We start from the raw sequence: 17,495 nt of genomic DNA, 5'->3' as shown, positions 1-17,495 counted from the left end.
TCGGAGGGTGCGGGCGGTCAGCCGGTGACGGACCCCTGGGTGAGCCCGGCGACAATGTGCCGCTGCAGCAGGGCGAAGACGATGAGGACCGGGACGATCACGAGGACGGCGCCGGCCATGAGCACGCCCCAGGCCGCGTTGCCCTCGGAGTTCTGCAGCAGGGTCAGGCCGACGGGGAGCGTCATGACGTCGGGGCTGTCGACGATGATGAGCGGCCAGATGTACTCGTTCCACTCGTTCACGATCGTGACGAGGGCGACGGTCGCGATGGACGGCATGGAGACCGGGACGATGATGTGCCACAGCCGCTTCCAGTGCCCGGCGCCGTCCACCTCCGCCGCTTCCACCAGGGCCCCGGGCAGCGTCAGGAAGTGCTGGCGCAGCAGGAAGGTGCCGAAGGCCGTGCCCAGGCCCGGCAGGATGATGCCCCACAGGGTGTTGCGCCCGCCGAGCTCGGTGACGAGCAGGAAGTTCGGGAGCACGGACACCTGCGGCGGCACCATGAGGGCCACCAGAATGAGGACGAAGATCGCGTTCTTGAAGGGGAACCGGACGAACACCAGCGCGTAGGCGGTCAGGATCGCCAGCAACACCTTGATGACGGAGCCGACGGCCGTGACGATCACCGAGTTCAGGAAGAACGTCCCGAAGGGGACCGAGCTCATCGCGGTGGCGTAGTTCTCCAGCGTGGGCTGCTGCGGCAGCAGGCTGAGCTGCGTGGTGACGATCTCCTGGGCCGGCTTCAGCGAACTCAGCACCATCCAGGCCAGCGGCAGGAACACCATGGCCACGGACAGGACCAGCGGGACGTAGCCGCCGCGACGGCGGGCCCGGGGCTCGCCCGGGCGGTGCGCTTCGGCGTCGTGGTCCTCGGTGCGGTGCTCCCCGGTCCGGCCGGCGGGGGCGGGGAGGACGGGGGTGCTCACGAGTAGTGCACCTTCCTCTCGACGAAGCGGAGCTGCAGCAGCGTGACCGCCAGCAGGATGACGAACAGGACGGTGGAGATCGCGGCCGAGTAGCCGGCGCGGTTGTAGCCGCCGAAGGCCTGCAGGTACGCCTCGTACACCAGCGTGGAGGTGCCCTGGCCCAGCGGCGTCATGATCCGGATGAGGTCGAAGGCCTGCAGGGAGGAGAGCAGGCACGTGATGGACAGGAAGAACGTGGTGGGGGAGAGCAGGGGCAGCTTGATGCTGACCAGCTGCCGCCACCCCGAGGCCCCGTCCAGGGCCGAGGCCTCCAGGACGTCGCGGCTGAGCGACTGCAGCCCGGCGAGGTACACCACGGCGCAGTAGCCGAGGTTCTTCCAGACGTAGACCACGATCACCATGACCAGGGCCAGCTGCGGATCGTTGATCCACTGCGGGCTCGCGATCCCCGCCTGGCGCAGGATCCAGGACAGGACGCCGTACACGGGATCGAAGATGAACAGCCAGACCAGGCCGATGCCCACGCCGGAGAGCACGTAGGGCGCGAAGACGGCCGAGCGCGCGAAGGTGGTGCCGCGCAGGCGCTGGTTCAGCGCGAAGGCCACGGCCAGGCCGAGCAGCATCGAGCCGCCCACGGTGGCCAGCGTGAAGACCAGGGTGGTGCCGAGGACGTCGGCCGCGTCGCCCGAGGAGAGGAACCGCTCGTAGTTCCCCAGTCCGACGGCGGTGGCCGTCGGGGAGCCGAGCGTCCAGTCCAGCGTGGAGTAGTTGAGGTTCGCGATCAGCGGCCGGTAGGTGAACACGAGGATCAGGGCGATGTTCGGCAGGGCGAAGGCGAGGAAGATCCAGCGGTCGCGCCGGGTGCGGCGGCTGCGGATCCGGTAGTCCCGCGGATCCACGGTCCGCGGCTCCAACCGCGCGGCAACGGCGCTGTGGGGGACGGCGCTGCTCGGGACGGTGCTGTTCGGACCGGCATCCGACGGGCCGGCCGGGGGCGCGCCCGGATCGATGGTCTGGGAGGTCATGAGGAGCACACTCCCAGCGGTTCGTGCTCCGGGGATGGACGCCGTTTGAACACGCGGTGTCGGGAATGCGAAGCCTTGCGATCAGGCTGTGTTAGGCCTCTCGTCGCCTCGATTTCAGATTCGTGCGGTGACGGAGTAACCTTGACTGTTGGTTGTCTCTATAGCCATGCCCAAAACGCTGCATCCCCGATGCGGCGGGCCTGGAGACCGGGGCGACCAGTAAACATCAGCGCCGGGGCCCAGGCAACCGGCACAAACGTTAGCGGAGGATATGGCCAAGAAAGAAGGTGTCATCGAGGTAGAGGGCACTGTGTCCGAGGCGCTGCCGAACGCGATGTTCCGCGTCGAGCTGCCCAACGGACACACCGTGCTTGCCACGATCTCGGGCAAGATGCGTCAGCACTACATCCGGATCCTCCCCGAGGACCGGGTCGTGATTGAGCTCAGCCCGTACGACCTCAATCGCGGCCGAATCGTCTACCGCTACAAGTAAGGGCTGCGCCGCGCGCATCGCCGGTCGTGCTTGGCTCTCGAGTCAGGACTGCCCGGAGCTGGGCGCAACGCTTGCTGCTCCACTCAAACACATCGCAAAAGGAAGAAACCTTGAAGGTCAACCCTAGCGTGAAGCCGATCTGCGAAAAGTGCAAAGTGATCCGCCGTCGTGGCGTGGTCATGGTGATCTGCGACAACCCACGCCACAAGCAGCGCCAGGGCTAATTCCCTGCTCGGGAACCCCTGCGCGTAGTTAGTAATTTCGGCAGTGCAGCGTCCACTACGCGGGACGCACACCCCCGGCACGGAGGCCGGGGACCGGTGGAACCACCGGACGTACTGCTCTAGACCTCCGCATCATCAGAAAGAAGACAAACCGTTATGGCTCGTCTCGCTGGCGTAGACATCCCGCGCGAGAAGCGTGTGATCATTGCGCTCACCTACATCTACGGCGTGGGCAAGACCCGTGCAGAACAGACGATCGCGGAAACGGGCATCGACCCGAACACGCGCGTCAAGGACCTCTCCGATGAGCAGCTGCTCCAGCTGCGCGACTTCATCGAAGGCAACTTCAAGGTTGAAGGCGACCTCCGCCGCGAAGTGGCAGCCGACATCCGCCGGAAGGTCGAGATCGGCTCCTACGAGGGCATCCGCCACCGCAAGGGCCTCCCGGTCCGCGGTCAGCGCACCAAGACCAACGCGCGCACCCGCAAGGGCCCGAAGCGCACCGTCGCCGGTAAGAAGAAGGCCCGCTAAATCTAGCGGAGCCCACTAAGCCAAAATTTCGTAGGAGTACATCTCAATGCCCCCAAAGACTCGTGGAGCGGCGCGTAAGCCGCGTCGCAAGGACAAGAAGAACATCGCCCTGGGCCAGGCCCACATCAAGTCCACCTTCAACAACACCATCGTGTCCATCACGGACCCGACCGGTGCTGTCATCTCGTGGGCTTCCGCCGGTGAGGTCGGATTCAAGGGCTCCCGCAAGTCGACCCCGTATGCCGCTCAGATGGCTGCCGAGTCCGCTGCGAAGCGCGCTCAGGAGCACGGCATGAAGAAGGTCGACGTCTTCGTGAAGGGCCCGGGCTCGGGCCGCGAAACCGCAATCCGCTCGCTGCAGGCCGCTGGCCTCGAGGTCGGGTCCATCCAGGACGTGTCCCCGAGCGCGCACAACGGCTGCCGTCCGCCGAAGCGTCGCCGCGTCTAAGTTGCCGCCATCGCGTCAGGTGACCGCCGCCGTCGTGCTCTGAGAGGAGACGACGGCGGCGGTCCCGACGGGAGCGTCAACTCACTTCAAAGACGGACGCCAACATCGGCCAACGTCGTTTCCACCCACATGTGTTGCGTCATATAGCGGACGCTCGCTGAAAGGAAATGTAAGTGCTTATTGCACAGCGCCCCACCCTCACCGAAGAAGTCGTCTCGGAGAACCGCTCCCGGTTCACCATCGAGCCGCTGGAGCCGGGCTTCGGCTACACCCTGGGCAACTCGCTCCGCCGCACGCTGCTGTCGTCGATCCCCGGTGCCGCTGTCACCAGTGTTCGCATCGACGGCGTGCTGCACGAGTTCACCACCGTTCAGGGTGTGAAGGAAGACGTCACCGAGCTCATCCTCAACATCAAGAACCTCGCTGTGTCCTCCGAGCACGACGAGCCGGTTGTGGCCTACCTGCGCAAGCAGGGCCCGGGCGTCGTCACGGCTGCCGACATCACGCCGCCCGCCGGCGTGGAGTTCCACAACCCGGACCTGCACATCGCGACGCTGAACGCCGATGGCAAGTTCGATCTGGAGCTGACCATCGAGCGCGGCCGCGGCTACGTGTCCGCCTCGCAGAACAAGAGCGCAGATGCAGAGATCGGCCGTATCCCGGTCGACTCCATCTACTCCCCGGTTCTGAAGGTCACCTTCCGCGTCGAGGCGACTCGCGTGGAGCAGCGCACGGACTTCGACAAGCTGATCGTGGACGTCGAGACCAAGTCGGCCATCGCCCCGCGCGATGCCGTCGCCTCGGCCGGCGGCACGCTGGTCGGCCTGTTCGGTCTCTTCCACGAGCTGAACCGCGAGTCGGAGACCGTCGAGGTCGGCCCGTCGCCGACGGACGCCGCCCTGGCTGCCGACATGGCTCTGCCGATCGAGGACCTGGACCTCACGGTCCGCTCGTACAACTGCCTCAAGCGCGAGGGCATCCACACCGTGGGTGAGCTCGTTGCACGCTCCGAGGCCGACCTGATGGACATCCGGAACTTCGGTGCCAAGTCCATCGACGAGGTCAAGGCCAAGCTGATCGACCTGGGTCTGAACCTGAAGGATTCCCCTCCAGGCTACGATCTGGCCGCGCACGCCGCCTCGCTCGAGGACGAGCCCGAGCACGCTGAAGAAGAGTTCTAACCTTCCCGGTTGACTCACCCACTTTGATGTTTACAGTCCAGTCTCCCCGCCGCGAGGATGCGGAGCTCGGACTCCATTTGAGGAGAAATACCAATGCCTACCCCCGCTAAGGGCCCGCGTCTCGGCGGCGGTGCCGCCCACGAGCGCCTGATGCTCGCCAACCTGGCTGCCCAGCTGTTCGAGCACAAGCAGATCACCACCACGCTGCACCGCGCCAAGCGCCTGCGCCCGTACGCCGAGCGCCTGGTGACCTTCGCCAAGCGTGGCGACCTGGCCTCGCGTCGTCGCGTCCAGGGCGCCATCGCCTCGCGCAGCCGCACCAACAAGTCGATCGTTCACGAGCTGTTCGAGAACATCGCACCGGTCATGGCCAACCGCGACGGCGGCTACACCCGCATCACGAAGATCGGCAACCGCAAGGGCGACAACGCCCCCATGGCCGTCATCTCCCTGGTGATGGAGCCGCTGTCCCCGAAGCAGGGCGTCGTGGCCGAGGCCGAGAAGGCCGCCGCGAAGTCCGCTCCGGTGGAGGAGCCGCAGGTCGAGGAGACCGAGGTCGCGCAGACCGAGGCTCCGGAGGCCACCGAGGCCCCGGTCGAGGAGACCGAGACCGCCGAGGCCACCGAGGAGAAGGCCGAGGAGACCAAGTAAGGTCCCTCGCCGCTCCCGGCAGCTGCTGAAGAAGGTCCGCACCCCCTGGGTGCGGACCTTCTCTGCGTTCGGAGCCTGCCGGTTCCCTGACGACGACGACGGCGGTCGGCCGGGTCGGTCGCGACGTGCGTTCCCGGCACGAGTCGGCCCGCCAGGGTCCACCCCAGCACGTCACCGTCCGCGAAATGCCGGTCGAGCACCGGTCTGCGGTCCGATGCGGTGCTGGTCCGGCATCTCGCGAGGCCCGGCGTGCTGTCCGCGCATCTCGCGTGTCGGGTGGCAGAGGCCCGACGCCGCAGGCGGGCGGCGGCGACATCGAAGGATCGGGGTCGCAATCCTGCAGGCGAAGAGGTGGCTGGGGATGTAGGAGTGCGACGTCGAGGCCGCGGACGTGGTGCTTCGCGACGTCGATGCGCGGATCCTGTACGAGCGCAACGTCGACGGACGCCACGTCGCCAGACGCGATCTCGACGGGCGCGGCCGCGGGGCGCCGGCCCCGAGGGGGGCGGGTCCGGTGGCTTCAGCCGGGTGCGACTACATCCGCGCTTCGCTGCGACGACGCCGACGGCGCAGGATCCGCACGCCGAGGACGACGGCTGCGATGGCGAGCAGGGCGCTGAGGCCCTGCAGGCCGGGGGAGTCGTCCGCCTCGCCGTAGACGAAGCCCATGGCCCCGAGGCTGAGGCCGACGGCCATGATGAGTATGGCGAGCAGGTAGCGCATGATGAGTCCTTCGGTGGGCGAGTAGGGCGGACGGTGACGTCGGGCGGGAACGACACGGTGCCCGTGGGACGAACCCAACCTAGGGACCAGGCCCAGGGCGCCGCAGCGGCCTGCAATCGATAATCGCTCGGTGCCTATCGAAAGTCAATAACTCTTCGGTCATCGGCTCGACGCCGGTCGAGGGAGCGGCTCGCCGCTCGCGCCGTCGGGCCGCCATTAGACTGGTCGGCATGCCCGATACCGACCTGCTCGCCGAGGCCGGCCTGACCGTTGCCGGCGCGGACGCGCCCGCCCTGACGCGGATCCGCCTGCGCCTCGCCTACGACGGCACGGACTTCTCCGGCTGGGCCCGCCAGCCGCACCTGCCGACCGTGCAGGCGAGTCTCGAGGACGCGCTGGCCCTGCTGATCCGCCGACCGGTCCGCGTCACGGTCGCCGGCCGGACCGACGCCGGGGTCCACGCGCGCGGCCAGGTGGTCCACTTCGACCTCACGGAGGCGGAGGTCGCCGAGCTGACCCGCGGCCGGGACATCGATCCGATGTACTCGCTGCTCCGCCGCCTGCGCGGCGTCCTCGGCCGCGACGGCCACCGGGTCCTGGTCCACGAGGCCGCGCTGGCCGCGCGGGGCTTCGACGCCCGCTTCTCGGCCCTGGCCCGCCGCTACTCCTACCGTATCGCCGACGGCCCCGCGTGCTGGGACCCGCTGACCCGGGGCATCACCCTGTGGCACCGCGATCCGCTGGACGTCAACGCCATGAACCACGAGGCCGCGAGCGTCCTGGGCCGCTACGACTTCCTGACGTTCTGCAAGCCGCGCGAGGGCGCCACGACCATCCGCACCCTGCAGGAGTTTTCCTTCACGCGGGGGAGCGACGGCGTCATCACCGCCCGCCTGGTCGCCGACGCGTTCTGCCACAACATGGTGCGCGCCCTGATCGGCGCCACCCTCAAGGTGGGCGACGGGCGGGAGGCCCCGGGCTGGCTCGCGGCCCGTCTCGCCGAGCAGACGCGGGACTCCCGGACGGTTCTGGCCGCCCCGCATCCGCTGGTGCTGGAGGAGGTCCTCTACCCGGGGGACGAGGCCCTGGCTGCGCGCGCCGAGCAGACCCGTGCCAAGCGGGCGGCGCACGACGTCGTACCCGGCCTGGCCGCGGGCGCCTCGCCCGAGTAGGGAGCGGCCCGCGCGACGGCGGTCCCCGCCGGGCCCGGTCCGCGGGATCCGCGCGGTGGCGCGGCGCACGGCGTTTGGTCGATACCACTTTGTCGCGTAAAGTTAAAGGCTGCTAGTGCGTGTCCTCTGCCTGACATCCCGCATATCACGTGACGGCCCAGTTGCAGGGCCCTGGTCTGTGATGTGTGCAGGCGCAATAGGGAAGCCGGTTGGAATCAGTCCTCACCTGATGAACTGGTAGAGCGCTACTCGTAACACAGCGTGCGCAACGTCGATGGATCTCACAGCCGTCGCGGTGGGCGCGCTTGACCAGTAACTAAGGAAACGAAGGCAATTACCGTGCGTACGTACACCCCGAAGCCCGGCGACGCAGATCGCCAGTGGCACGTAATCGACGCCACTGATGTTGTTCTGGGCCGCCTCGCCAGCCAGACTGCAACGCTGCTGCGCGGCAAGCACAAGCCGACCTTTGCTCCCCACCAGGACATGGGCGACTTCGTGATCATCATCAACGCTGAGAAGGTCGCCCTCACCGGTGCCAAGCTCGAGCAGAAGCGTGCCTACCGCCACTCCGGCTACCCGGGTGGCCTGAAGTCCATGAACTACGCGGAGCTGCTCGAGAAGAACCCGGTCCGCGCCGTGGAGAAGGCCATCAAGGGCATGCTCCCCAAGAACAAGCTGGCCGATGCCCAGCTGTCCAAGCTGAAGGTCTACGCAGGCGCCGAGCACCCGCACGCCGCCCAGCAGCCCAAGGCATTCGACATCACCCAGGTTTCGCAGTAACTGGGCCCCGAAACAAGAGAACTAGTTTTCAAGGAGAATCGTGGCTCAGAACACTGAAGAGCTGAACGACTTCGAGGGCGAGACTCCCTCGAGCTACACCACCGAGTCGACTCAGGCCGAGGAGACCGTCGCCACCGAGCGCCCCGCGCTCACCATCGGCGGCGGCGCCGTGGGCCGTCGCAAGCAGGCCATCGCCCGCGTGCGCCTGGTCCCGGGCTCCGGCAAGTGGACGGTCAACGGCCGCACGCTGGAGGAGTACTTCCCGAACAAGCTGCACCAGCAGGACGTCAACGAGCCCTTCAAGGCCCTGGGCCTCGAGGGCGCCTACGACGTTATCGCGCGCATCCACGGCGGCGGCCCCTCCGGCCAGGCCGGCGCGCTGCGCCTGGGCGTGGCCCGCACGCTGAACGAGATCGACCGCGAGAACAACCGCGCCACCCTGAAGAAGGCCGGTTACCTCACGCGTGACGCTCGCGTCATCGAGCGCAAGAAGGCCGGCCTCAAGAAGGCCCGCAAGGCTTCGCAGTTCTCCAAGCGCTAAGCCGCATTACCGCTTCTGGTACCGGAAGGCCCCGCAATCTCGATTGCGGGGCCTTCCGCGTTCCGGGGCGCGCTGCGCACCCATTTGCAGATCCGGACCGATGCGTGCGCACGATTATCTCTATCCGGTCGTATGATAGGCAACGATGAGCAGACTATTCGGCACGGACGGCGTCCGTGGAAAAGCCAACGGACTGATCACCCCGCAGCTGGCCATGTCGCTGGCGCAGGCCGCGGCAGTGGTCCTCGGGTTCAATCAGGTCGAGGCCGGCAGGCGGCCCGTGGCCGTGGTGGCGAAGGACCCGCGGATCAGCGGCGACTTCATCTCGGCCGCCATGGAGGCAGGCCTCGCCGCAGCGGGTATCGACGTGTTCGACGCCGGGACGCTCCCGACGCCGGCCGCCGCCTACCTGGTCGCGGACCTGGACGCCGACTTCGGCGTGATGATCTCCGCGTCCCACAATCCGGCCCCGGACAACGGGATCAAGTTCCTGGCCCGCGGCGGCCAGAAGCTGGACGACGCCCTCGAGGACGCGATCGAGGCCCAGCTGGAGCTGGATCCGCCGCGTCCGCTGGGTGGCGAGGTGGGCCGCATCCGCCGGTTCGCGGACGCCGAGGACCGCTACGTCATGCACCTGCTGGGCACGCTGCCGAACCGGCTGGACGGCCTGAAGGTGGTCCTGGACTGCGCCCACGGTGCGGCGAGCGGCTGCTCCCCGCAGGTCTTCACGGACGCCGGCGCGGAGATCGTGGTCATCGGCGCGGAGCCGGACGGCGTCAACATCAACGACGGCTACGGATCCACCCACCTGGAGCACCTCCAGGCCGCTGTGCTGGAGCACGGCGCGGACCTCGGGATCGCGCACGACGGCGACGCCGACCGCTGCCTGGCCGTGGACCACGAGGGGACGGTCGTTAACGGCGACCAGATCATGGCGATCATGGCCATGGCCCTCAAGGAGAGCGGCCGGCTGAAGGATGACACGCTGGTCGCCACCGTGATGAGCAACCTGGGCCTGAAGCTCGCCATGGCCGAGGCAGGCATCAGCATGCGCGAGACCGGCGTGGGAGACCGCTACGTCCTGGAGGCGATGCGCGCGGACGGGTTCAACCTCGGCGGCGAGCAGTCCGGGCACGTGATCTTCTCCGACTACGCCACCACGGGGGACGGCGTCCTCACCGGCCTGCAGCTCGCGGCCCGGGTGAAGGCGACCGGCAAGACGCTCAAGGAGCTCGCGGCGTCCATGACGGTGCTGCCGCAGGTCCTGATCAACGTGAAGGACGTGGACAAGGACAGCGCCAAGGTGAACCCTGCCGTGGCCGATGCGGTCCAGGCCGTGGAGGCCGAGCTGGGAGCCACCGGGCGCGTCCTGCTGCGCCCCTCCGGCACCGAGCCGGTGGTCCGCGTGATGGTCGAGGCGACCGAGCTGGAGGTCGCTGAAGCCATGGCGCGCCAGCTGGCCGCCGTGGTGCAGACCGAGCTCAACCTCGCGAAGGCCTGACCCCGGCACTCAGTAGCTTCAACGAAAGCGGGACGGACACCGATCATCGGATGTCCGCCCCGCTTCCTCGTTAAGCCGCGGCCATGGAGATCGATCGGGGAACGGCCACAGCCTCGAACCTGCGCCGCCTGCGCCGTAGCTGGATCAGTCCCGCCGTCCGGCCGCGTTCTCATCGGGCAGGGGCGGGGTGTTCTGCGTGCCCTCGTCGAAGGCGTGCTGCCGTTGGTTCCTGGTCTGGGGGCGGAACTTCAGCCACTGCCGGAAGACGGACGCCCCACTTGCCACGAAGCGCTTCAAACGCCGACGGCGTGCGGTCCACAGTGCAGCTTGGTCGGCTTCGAGAAGCGTGATGTCGAGACTGGCCAACATCTCCCTCGACGGAATGAGAGCCCGCCACACGTACGCGGGTCGTTGCCGCCACGGAAGGTTCTTTAAGAACAGCATGCGGTGTACGCCGGGAGCTGAGATGCCGGCGCGGAGGAGCCAGCGGTGGCTCGGGTCGGGCAGTGCTGCCGTGTTGACCTCGGGGAACCCCTGGGCGATGTAGGGCCGTAGGGCGCCCAGAGACTGCGTGGCGGATGCGAGCGGTTGCAGGTCCGACCAGCGCGGCCGGCGCGCGTCCTCGAGGAGGAACGCCAGTTCACGCCGATTCGATTCCTTGTGGATCTCTCGGAGCGCGTGCAGAGCCTGGATCAGCGTGCTGCCCGTGATGTCCAAGGCATTCACCGGTTGACCGGCAAGTGCCGTTTCGCGCCGGCATTCCCAGAGGGCCCGGAACGCCGAACGGGGGTCATCGTCCATTCCCGGGAAAGCGAAATGGATATCGATGTCGCAGGGCCAGCGCGGGTGATACAGCGTGATCGAGTGAATGGGATGATCGCCCTCGTGGGTGACAGGCCGCTCAAGCCATCCTCGGCCCTGCAGTGCTTCCATGAGCCGTTGTGCGTCCGTACGCTCGAGGAGGACGTCGACGTCGCCCGGCACCTTGGGTGGTCGTACCCCGATATCGCTGGCAGGTGTTCCCTTGAGCAGGAGAGCTGCGATATTCAGTCGGCGGCATTCGTGGAAGGTGAGTGCGGCGGCCAGAGGCACGGCGTCATCGAGCCGTAGATCCAAGTTGCCCCCCTGAAACACCCCGTGGGCTTCTGCCCGAGTGCATTATCGCGTCATGCGTTCCTCTGATGGTACGGCAAAAGAAAGGGGCGGTACCGGCAGTGAAGCCGGTACCGCCCGAATATCGGGGAGGGGTCAGCGCGTCTGGAGGCTGTCGCGGATCTCGGTGAGCAGTGCGATCTGCGGATCCACGGCTTCCTCCTCCTCGGAGATGCCGAGACGGCGGTTGCGGCGCTCGATCATCTTGTTCATCGGCAGCACGACGATGAAGTAGATCGCTGCGGCGATGAGGAGGAAGTTCACGAGCGCAGTGAGGAAGACGCCGAACCTCACCTGTCCGAAGACGAGGAACTCGTCGAAGTTCGGGGCGCCGACCAGCATGGAGATCAGCGGCATGATGATGCTGTCCACGAGTGCGGTGATGACGGCGCCGAATGCGGCGCCCATGACGACGGCGACGGCAAGGTCGACGACGTTGCCCTTCATGATGAATTCCTTGAATCCCTGAATCATGCTGTCAGAGTACCGGCCGCCGTCAGACTGGCCGGATTGCGCCGCAGTTAAATTTTCCTCAACAGGATGCGTCGAATCGAGTGGTCAGGGCTCTTCGTCAGGACCAGCTGGGCCCGCCCCCGCGTCGGGAGGACGTTCTCCCGGAGGTTCGGCTCGTTGATGCTGCGCCAGATCCTCAGCGCCGTCGAGCGGGCGTCCTCGTCGGACAGCGTGGCGTACCGGTGGAAGTAGGAGGCCGGATCGGCGAAGGCACCGCTGCGGAGACGCATGAAGCGCTGGACATACCACTCCTCGATGTCCTGGCCTCGGGCATCGACGTACACGGAGAAATCGAAGAAGTCGCTCAACGCCAGACCGGTGGTCCCGTCCGATCTGACGCGCGCCGGTGCGAGGACGTTGAGGCCCTCCAGGATGAGGACGTCCGGGCGGCGGACCACGACCTCCTCGTCACGGAGGATGTTGTAGGTCAGGTGCGAGTACATGGGGGCCCGGACCTCGTCGGCACCGGATTTCACCTCGGCGACGAAGCGCAGGAGCCGCCGCCGATCGTAGGACTCCGGGAAACCCTTGCGGTGCATGATGCCGCGACGCTCCAGCTCCTCATTCGGGTAGAGGAAGCCGTCGGTCGTGACGAGTTGCACATTGGGCGTGTCCGGCCAGCGGCGGAGCAGCTCCTGGAGCACGCGGGCGGTGGTCGATTTCCCGACCGCGACGGAACCGGCGACGCCGATGACGAAGGGCGTCCGCTGGGTCTCCTCGCCGAGGAACGTGGTGGTCGCGCTGTGCAGCTCGCCAGCTGCCTGAACATAGAGGTAGAGGAGCCGAGAGAGCGGCAGATACACGTCGCTGACCTCGGCGAGGTCGAGTTGGTCGCCCAGACCGCGTAGGCGGTCGAGGTCGGATTCGTCCAGCGGCTGCTCGATGGAATTGGCGAGGCGGGCCCAGGTGTCCCGCTCCAATTCCACGAAGGGGGAGACGCCGTTGTCTGTCAGCCGGGGGGAAGTCACCCGCCCATTCTGCCAAAGTCCGCGCAGCGACCTGTTCGCGGTCACCCGGCGGCCGCACCCTCCGCGCCAGCAGGGGCGATTCCACGAGCCGGTTTCCAAGACGGTACCCTTGGGGGCATGTGTGGAATCGTAGGCTATGTTGGCCATTCTTCTAAGACGACGGGCGACCACGGCGCCCTCGATGTGGTCCTCGAGGGCCTGCGCCGCCTGGAGTACCGCGGCTACGACTCTGCCGGCGTCGCGGTCCTGACCGATCAGGGCATCGAGGCTCGCAAGAAGTCGGGCAAGCTCGCGAACCTCATCAACGTGATCGAGGAGGAGCCGCTGAGCGCCTCCCTCACGGGCATCGGGCACACCCGCTGGGCCACCCACGGCGGCCCCACCGACCAGAACGCGCACCCGCACCTCGCGGACAGCGGCAACCTGGCCGTCATTCACAATGGCATCATCGAGAACTTCGCCGAGATCAAGCAGGAGCTGCTGGCCAAGGGCCACACCTTCCTCTCGGAGACGGACACCGAGGTCGCCGCCGTCCTGCTGGGCGACATCTACCGCGGCGAGGGCGCGCAGGACCTGACGAAGTCCCTGCAGATCGCTTCCCGCAAGCTCGAGGGCGCCTTCACGCTGCTCGCCGTCCACCGCGACCACCCTGGCGTGGTCGTCGCATCCCGCCGCAACTCCCCGCTGGTCGTGGGCCTGGGCGAGAACGAGAACTTCCTGGGCTCCGACGTCTCCGGCTTCATCGACTTCACGCGTCGCGCCGTCGAGCTGGGCCAGGACCAGATCGTCACCATCACCCCCGACGCCCACGAGATCACCGACTTCTTCGGCCAGCCGGCCGAGGGCAAGGAGTTCACCGTGGACTGGGATGCCGCGGCCGCCGAGAAGGGCGGATTCGATTCCTTCATGGCCAAGGAGATCCACGACCAGCCGGCAGCCGTCGCCGACACGCTGCTCGGCCGCGCCGATGCCGAGGGACGCCTGACGCTCGACGAGCTGCGCATCGATCCGGAGGAGCTCAAGGGCATCTCCAAGATCATCGTGCTGGCCTGCGGCACCTCGGCCTACGCCGGCTCCGTGGCCAAGTACGCGATCGAGTCGTGGTGCCGGATCCCGGTCGAGGTCGAGCTCTCGCACGAGTTCCGCTACCGCGAGCCGATCGTGGACGAGAAGACCCTGATCGTCTCGATCTCCCAGTCCGGCGAGACCATGGACACGCTCATGGCCGTCCGCTACGCCAAGGAGCAGGGCGCCAAGACGCTCTCGATCTGCAACACCAACGGGTCCACGATCCCGCGTGAGTCGGACGCCGTCCTGTACACGCATGCCGGCCCCGAGATCGCCGTCGCATCGACCAAGGCGTTCCTGGCCCAGATCACCGCGACCTACATCCTCGGCCTGTACCTGGCGCATCTGCGCGGAAACCTCTTCACCGGGCAGATCAAGGACATCCTGGCGGACCTCGGCAAGATCCCGGCCAAGATCCAGGACATCCTGGACCGGGGCGACGAGATCAAGGATCTGGCCGTCTCGATGGCCGAGAACCAGTCGGTGCTGTTCCTCGGCCGCCACGTGGGCTACCCGGTGGCCATGGAGGGCGCGCTCAAGCTCAAGGAGATCGCGTACATCCACGCCGAGGGCTTCGCCGCGGGCGAGCTCAAGCACGGCCCGATCGCCCTGATCGACGACGGTCAGCCGGTGTTCGTGGTGGTGCCGTCGCCGCGTGGTCGCGACTCGCTGCACGCGAAGGTCGTCTCCAACATCCAGGAGGTCCGTGCCCGTGGCGCCAAGACCCTGGTCATCGCCGAGGAGGGCGACGAGGCCGTCAAGCAGTACGCCGAGTTCGTCTTCTACGTTCCGGAGACGCCGACGTTGCTGATGCCGCTGCTGGCCACGGTGCCGCTGCAGATCTTCGCCTGCGAGCTGGCGACCGCCAAGGGCTTCGACGTCGACCAGCCGCGCAACCTCGCCAAGTCGGTGACGGTCGAGTAGTTCGGGACTCCGTCCGAGGACGGTTCGGTTCAGCTAGGGCAGCTCCTCCGGGAGCTGCCCTTGTTGTTTCTGCATCCGGATGGCCGGAAGGGTTCAGCTGTCCCCGGCAGGCCGAGAGATCCCGCGGTCGAAGAGACCCTTGACGTAGGCGGCCTGCCCTGCGTGCTGGGTTGCGTCGTTGAGGACGCTGGCGAGCCGGACGCCGATGCTGACCGGAGGGTCCCAGCGGAGATCGCAGATGGTCGAGTAGTCCGCGGGCTCGAGGCGCTCCAGCAACGCCGCAGCGCGCTCCTGGACCGCCGCGTGGTAGCCGTCCAGCAGCCCGGCGTCGACGGCCGGGAACGCTCGAACGTCGTCCGGCGTGTGTCCCAGACCGAAGTCGTCGACGGCATACGGGAGGCCGAAACGATCCGCCCAGTCCAGGTGCCAGACCTGTCCGGCGGGAGCCGGCTCCTGGCCGCCGGCCGGGGGAGCGCCACCGTCGAGGACGGCTGTCACGCCGACGATATGGTCGTCCATGACGCGGCTGAGGTGCCAGACCAGCCAAGCGATGTGATTGCTGCCGGCCGAGGGCTGCCAGCGGAGCCCCGCAGGCGGCGTGGCCTCGAGAATCTCCGCGACGGTCTCGCGGACGCGGTCGAATCCATCGGCCAGGATGCTGCTCGCCAGTTCTCGTGTCATGCGGCGACCGTACGTCCGTCATGCCGGGCTGTCGAGGCGTCGCCGATAGACTGACGTCCATGATTGTGGGCGTGGGCGTGGACGTTGTCGAAGTCTCCAGATTCAAGGAGCAGCTGGAACGTACCCCTGCACTCCTCGAGCGGCTCTTCGTCCCTGCTGAACGGGAACTGCCCATCCGGTCGCTGGCTGCCCGCTTCGCCGCCAAGGAGGCTGTCGCCAAAGCCCTGGGCGCCCCGGTCGGCATGAACTGGCAGCACTGCCAGGTGGTCAAGGACGACGCCGGCGACCCGCACATCTTCGTGGACGGAACGGTGGCCCAGGCGGCCGCTGCGAAGGGCGTGGAGTACTGGCACCTCTCGATGAGTCACGACGGTGATCTGGCCACCGCGATGGTGGTCGCCGAGAAACTCTCCTAGTCCGGCTTCAGTCGCCGCCGTGCCCGTGGTTAGGTGGGGCCATGATCGACGTCTATACGGGTACAGAGGTCCGTGCCGCCGAGCGGCCCCTCCTCGACGCCGGGCACGGCCCGGCCCTGATGAAGCGTGCCGCCTACGCGCTGGCCCAGCACACTGCCGCTGTCCTGCGCGACCGGGCCGGCCGAGTCTACGGCGCTCACGTCGTGGCATTCGTCGGGAAGGGCAACAACGGCGGCGACGGGCTCCACGCCCTGGCCATGCTCCGGCGGCGCGGCGTCGCCGCCACCGCGGTGCTGCTCGGACCCGACGCCCATGCTGACGGGATGCGCGCCCTGCGGGAGGCAGGCGGCCGCATCATTCGCGCGGAAGGGGACCTGACTTCGCGCGAGGTGCGAGCGGCCGTCGACGGGGCCGACGTCGTCATCGATGCTGTGCTCGGGACCGGCACTCGGGTGCCAGCTCCAGCAGCGGACAACGCCGAGACTCGTCGGCCCGGGCCGCTGGCGGGGGTCGACGTCGGGGACGACGCGTACGTCATCGCCTGCGACCTTCCCTCGGGCGTAGACGCCGATACCGGTGCTGCCACGGAGGGGGTCCTGAGGGCCGATTCGACGGTGACGTTCGGTGCCTTGAAGAGCGGTCTGGTCGTCGGCGCGGGAGCGACCTTGTCCGGACGGATCGAGACGGTGGACATCGGACTCGGCGAGTATCTCGGCGAGCCGGCAGCGCGGCTGATGGAAAAGGTCGATGTTGTCGACACCGCCCTAGAGCCGGACGCCCACAAGTACTCCCGAGGTGTACTCGGGCTGGTCGCCGGGTCCGATCAATATCCTGGCGCCGCGGTTCTGTCCGCCACGAGCGCCGTCAATGCGGGTCTCGGCATGCTCTACGTCATAGCGGAGGGGAGAGCCCGGGAGCGCGTGGGGGAGGCTGTCCCAGAGTCCGTAGCGATGGAACACTCGGCCGTTGACCGCGCGGGTCCAGCCAGCCGTGTCTCAGCGTGGGCGATGGGGCCGGGTATCGGGGAGGACGCACGACAACATGGAGTGATCAAGGCGGTTCTCGCTTCGTCCGCCGAGCGCGGCACTCCATGTGTTGTCGACGCCAGCGCGCTCCAGTCGTTGAAGCCAATCCAAACGCGCGCCGAGAGGCCGTTCGCGGTCCTCACACCGCATGCAGGGGAGCTGCGAAGGCTGCTGTCGGCAGCAGGGGAGGACGTCACCGGAGCGGAGATAGCCCACGACCCGGTCAGGTGGGCCCGTTGCGCAGCTGAGGCGTACGGAGCCGTTGTTCTGCTCAAGGGACCCAGTACGGTCTGTGCAGCCACGGACGGCGAAGTGCGGGTCGTTCACGCAGCGCCGGCCACGCTCGCAACGGCAGGAAGCGGGGATGTGTTGACGGGTCTGGTTGGTCAGACCCTGGCGACACATCCGCCCGTCGGACTGGCGAACTTGCTGGCCTGCGCGGCCACAGCTGCCTATCGGCATGCTGAGATCGCCAGAAGTCTTGGCGCAGGCGGCTTCGGCGCCCGGAGACTGGCCGACGCCGTTCGCTGAGCGGGGCCGACTGATCGA

Annotated in this window: 20 protein-coding genes; 13 read left to right on the top strand and 7 right to left on the bottom strand. The window is 67.6% G+C overall.

Annotation, left to right across the window (positions count from 1 at the left end):
• Positions 1 to 17 precede the first annotated feature (17 nt).
• Positions 18 to 926, bottom strand: a complete 909-nt coding sequence (locus ABD784_RS04585) for a carbohydrate ABC transporter permease (RefSeq protein WP_344880577.1) — start codon at positions 924 to 926, stop codon at positions 18 to 20.
• Positions 923 to 1,951: a carbohydrate ABC transporter permease gene (locus ABD784_RS04580; RefSeq protein ID WP_344880574.1), complete on the bottom strand. Its 1,029-nt coding sequence runs from the start codon at positions 1,949 to 1,951 to the stop codon at positions 923 to 925. Before ABD784_RS04580 ends, ABD784_RS04585 begins: the two co-directional genes overlap by 4 nt.
• 271 nt (positions 1,952 to 2,222) lie before the next feature.
• On the opposite strand from ABD784_RS04580, the gene infA reads away from it, so the two are divergent.
• From infA to rplQ, 6 genes are all read left to right on the top strand, one after another.
• Positions 2,223 to 2,444, top strand: a complete 222-nt coding sequence (gene infA / locus ABD784_RS04575) for a translation initiation factor IF-1 (RefSeq protein ID WP_344880571.1) — start codon at positions 2,223 to 2,225, stop codon at positions 2,442 to 2,444.
• A gap of 110 nt (positions 2,445 to 2,554) precedes the next feature.
• Positions 2,555 to 2,668: a 50S ribosomal protein L36 gene (gene rpmJ / locus ABD784_RS04570; protein ID WP_102159552.1), complete on the top strand. Its 114-nt coding sequence runs from the start codon at positions 2,555 to 2,557 to the stop codon at positions 2,666 to 2,668.
• 156 nt (positions 2,669 to 2,824) lie between these two features.
• On the top strand, positions 2,825 to 3,199 hold the full coding sequence (gene rpsM, locus ABD784_RS04565; protein ID WP_344880568.1) for a 30S ribosomal protein S13: 375 nt from the start codon (positions 2,825 to 2,827) through the stop codon (positions 3,197 to 3,199).
• A 46-nt stretch (positions 3,200 to 3,245) separates the two neighbouring features.
• Complete coding sequence (rpsK, locus tag ABD784_RS04560) at positions 3,246 to 3,647, top strand: 30S ribosomal protein S11 (protein WP_309081103.1); 402 nt, start codon at positions 3,246 to 3,248, stop codon at positions 3,645 to 3,647.
• Between the two features lie 173 nt (positions 3,648 to 3,820).
• Positions 3,821 to 4,828 carry a DNA-directed RNA polymerase subunit alpha gene (locus tag ABD784_RS04555; RefSeq protein ID WP_344880565.1) on the top strand — a complete coding sequence of 336 codons (1,008 nt, stop codon included), beginning with the start codon at positions 3,821 to 3,823 and terminating at the stop codon, positions 4,826 to 4,828.
• 93 nt (positions 4,829 to 4,921) lie between these two features.
• The gene (rplQ, locus tag ABD784_RS04550) at positions 4,922 to 5,479 is read left to right on the top strand and encodes a 50S ribosomal protein L17 (protein WP_344880562.1); all 558 of its coding nucleotides are present in this window, start codon (positions 4,922 to 4,924) and stop codon (positions 5,477 to 5,479) included.
• Positions 5,480 to 6,013: 534 nt separating this feature from the next.
• Here the strand turns inward: rplQ and ABD784_RS04545 are convergent.
• A complete protein-coding gene (locus ABD784_RS04545; protein ID WP_344880559.1) occupies positions 6,014 to 6,202 on the bottom strand; it encodes a hypothetical protein in 189 nt (62 codons plus the stop codon).
• Positions 6,203 to 6,432: 230 nt separating this feature from the next.
• Here ABD784_RS04545 and truA point away from each other — a divergent pair, with 230 nt between their 5' ends.
• The 4 genes from truA to glmM all read left to right on the top strand — a co-directional run bounded on the left by truA (position 6,433) and on the right by glmM (position 10,199).
• Entirely contained in the window at positions 6,433 to 7,374 is a 942-nt protein-coding gene (truA, locus tag ABD784_RS04540; protein ID WP_344880556.1) for a tRNA pseudouridine(38-40) synthase TruA, read from the top strand.
• A gap of 339 nt (positions 7,375 to 7,713) precedes the next feature.
• The gene (rplM, locus tag ABD784_RS04535; protein ID WP_344880553.1) at positions 7,714 to 8,157 is read left to right on the top strand and encodes a 50S ribosomal protein L13; all 444 of its coding nucleotides are present in this window, start codon (positions 7,714 to 7,716) and stop codon (positions 8,155 to 8,157) included.
• A gap of 40 nt (positions 8,158 to 8,197) precedes the next feature.
• On the top strand, positions 8,198 to 8,698 hold the full coding sequence (gene rpsI, locus ABD784_RS04530; RefSeq protein WP_344880550.1) for a 30S ribosomal protein S9: 501 nt from the start codon (positions 8,198 to 8,200) through the stop codon (positions 8,696 to 8,698).
• Between the two features lie 145 nt (positions 8,699 to 8,843).
• Positions 8,844 to 10,199: a phosphoglucosamine mutase gene (glmM, locus tag ABD784_RS04525; RefSeq protein WP_344880547.1), complete on the top strand. Its 1,356-nt coding sequence runs from the start codon at positions 8,844 to 8,846 to the stop codon at positions 10,197 to 10,199.
• Positions 10,200 to 10,343: 144 nt separating this feature from the next.
• Here the strand turns inward: glmM and ABD784_RS04520 are convergent, their stop codons facing one another.
• From ABD784_RS04520 to coaA, 3 genes are all read right to left on the bottom strand, one after another.
• Entirely contained in the window at positions 10,344 to 11,315 is a 972-nt protein-coding gene (locus ABD784_RS04520) for a nucleotidyltransferase family protein (RefSeq protein ID WP_344880544.1), read from the bottom strand.
• A gap of 132 nt (positions 11,316 to 11,447) precedes the next feature.
• Positions 11,448 to 11,825 (bottom strand): large conductance mechanosensitive channel protein MscL, encoded by a 378-nt coding sequence (mscL, locus tag ABD784_RS04515; protein WP_344880541.1) that lies wholly within the window; start codon positions 11,823 to 11,825, stop codon positions 11,448 to 11,450.
• A 47-nt stretch (positions 11,826 to 11,872) separates the two neighbouring features.
• On the bottom strand, positions 11,873 to 12,832 hold the full coding sequence (gene coaA, locus ABD784_RS04510; protein WP_344880538.1) for a type I pantothenate kinase: 960 nt from the start codon (positions 12,830 to 12,832) through the stop codon (positions 11,873 to 11,875).
• A 117-nt stretch (positions 12,833 to 12,949) separates the two neighbouring features.
• On the opposite strand from coaA, the gene glmS reads away from it, so the two are divergent.
• Complete coding sequence (gene glmS, locus ABD784_RS04505) at positions 12,950 to 14,824, top strand: glutamine--fructose-6-phosphate transaminase (isomerizing) (protein WP_344880535.1); 1,875 nt, start codon at positions 12,950 to 12,952, stop codon at positions 14,822 to 14,824.
• 93 nt (positions 14,825 to 14,917) lie between these two features.
• On the opposite strand, the gene ABD784_RS04500 is transcribed toward glmS, so the two are convergent.
• Positions 14,918 to 15,505, bottom strand: coding sequence for a mycothiol transferase (locus ABD784_RS04500; RefSeq protein WP_344880532.1), 588 nt, complete (start codon positions 15,503 to 15,505; stop codon positions 14,918 to 14,920).
• 59 nt (positions 15,506 to 15,564) lie between these two features.
• On the opposite strand from ABD784_RS04500, the gene ABD784_RS04495 reads away from it, so the two are divergent.
• Complete coding sequence (locus ABD784_RS04495) at positions 15,565 to 15,921, top strand: holo-ACP synthase (RefSeq protein ID WP_309081089.1); 357 nt, start codon at positions 15,565 to 15,567, stop codon at positions 15,919 to 15,921.
• Positions 15,922 to 15,962: 41 nt separating this feature from the next.
• Entirely contained in the window at positions 15,963 to 17,477 is a 1,515-nt protein-coding gene (locus ABD784_RS04490; RefSeq protein WP_344880529.1) for an NAD(P)H-hydrate dehydratase, read from the top strand.
• Positions 17,478 to 17,495 lie beyond the last annotated feature (18 nt).

The sequence above is a fragment of the Zhihengliuella alba genome (assembly GCF_039538765.1).
Taxonomy (GTDB): Bacteria; Actinomycetota; Actinomycetes; order Actinomycetales; family Micrococcaceae; genus Zhihengliuella; species Zhihengliuella alba.
This window is presented reverse-complemented; position numbering and strand designations above follow the sequence as displayed.

What these genes read in the sequence shown, in the direction of transcription:
- infA (WP_344880571.1), top strand. Translation starts at nt 2,223, where the DNA reads ATGGCCAAGAAAGAAGGTGTCATCGAGGTAGAGGGCACTGTGTCCGAG.
- truA (WP_344880556.1), top strand. Translation starts at nt 6,433, where the DNA reads ATGCCCGATACCGACCTGCTCGCCGAGGCCGGCCTGACCGTTGCCGGC.
- ABD784_RS04580 (WP_344880574.1), bottom strand. Translation starts at nt 1,951, where the DNA reads ATGACCTCCCAGACCATCGATCCGGGCGCGCCCCCGGCCGGCCCGTCG.
- glmM (WP_344880547.1), top strand. Translation starts at nt 8,844, where the DNA reads ATGAGCAGACTATTCGGCACGGACGGCGTCCGTGGAAAAGCCAACGGA.
- rplQ (WP_344880562.1), top strand. Translation starts at nt 4,922, where the DNA reads ATGCCTACCCCCGCTAAGGGCCCGCGTCTCGGCGGCGGTGCCGCCCAC.
- ABD784_RS04500 (WP_344880532.1), bottom strand. Translation starts at nt 15,505, where the DNA reads ATGACACGAGAACTGGCGAGCAGCATCCTGGCCGATGGATTCGACCGC.
- glmS (WP_344880535.1), top strand. Translation starts at nt 12,950, where the DNA reads ATGTGTGGAATCGTAGGCTATGTTGGCCATTCTTCTAAGACGACGGGC.
- ABD784_RS04490 (WP_344880529.1), top strand. Translation starts at nt 15,963, where the DNA reads ATGATCGACGTCTATACGGGTACAGAGGTCCGTGCCGCCGAGCGGCCC.
- ABD784_RS04495 (WP_309081089.1), top strand. Translation starts at nt 15,565, where the DNA reads ATGATTGTGGGCGTGGGCGTGGACGTTGTCGAAGTCTCCAGATTCAAG.
- mscL (WP_344880541.1), bottom strand. Translation starts at nt 11,825, where the DNA reads ATGATTCAGGGATTCAAGGAATTCATCATGAAGGGCAACGTCGTCGAC.
- rpsK (WP_309081103.1), top strand. Translation starts at nt 3,246, where the DNA reads ATGCCCCCAAAGACTCGTGGAGCGGCGCGTAAGCCGCGTCGCAAGGAC.
- ABD784_RS04545 (WP_344880559.1), bottom strand. Translation starts at nt 6,202, where the DNA reads ATGCGCTACCTGCTCGCCATACTCATCATGGCCGTCGGCCTCAGCCTC.
- rpsM (WP_344880568.1), top strand. Translation starts at nt 2,825, where the DNA reads ATGGCTCGTCTCGCTGGCGTAGACATCCCGCGCGAGAAGCGTGTGATC.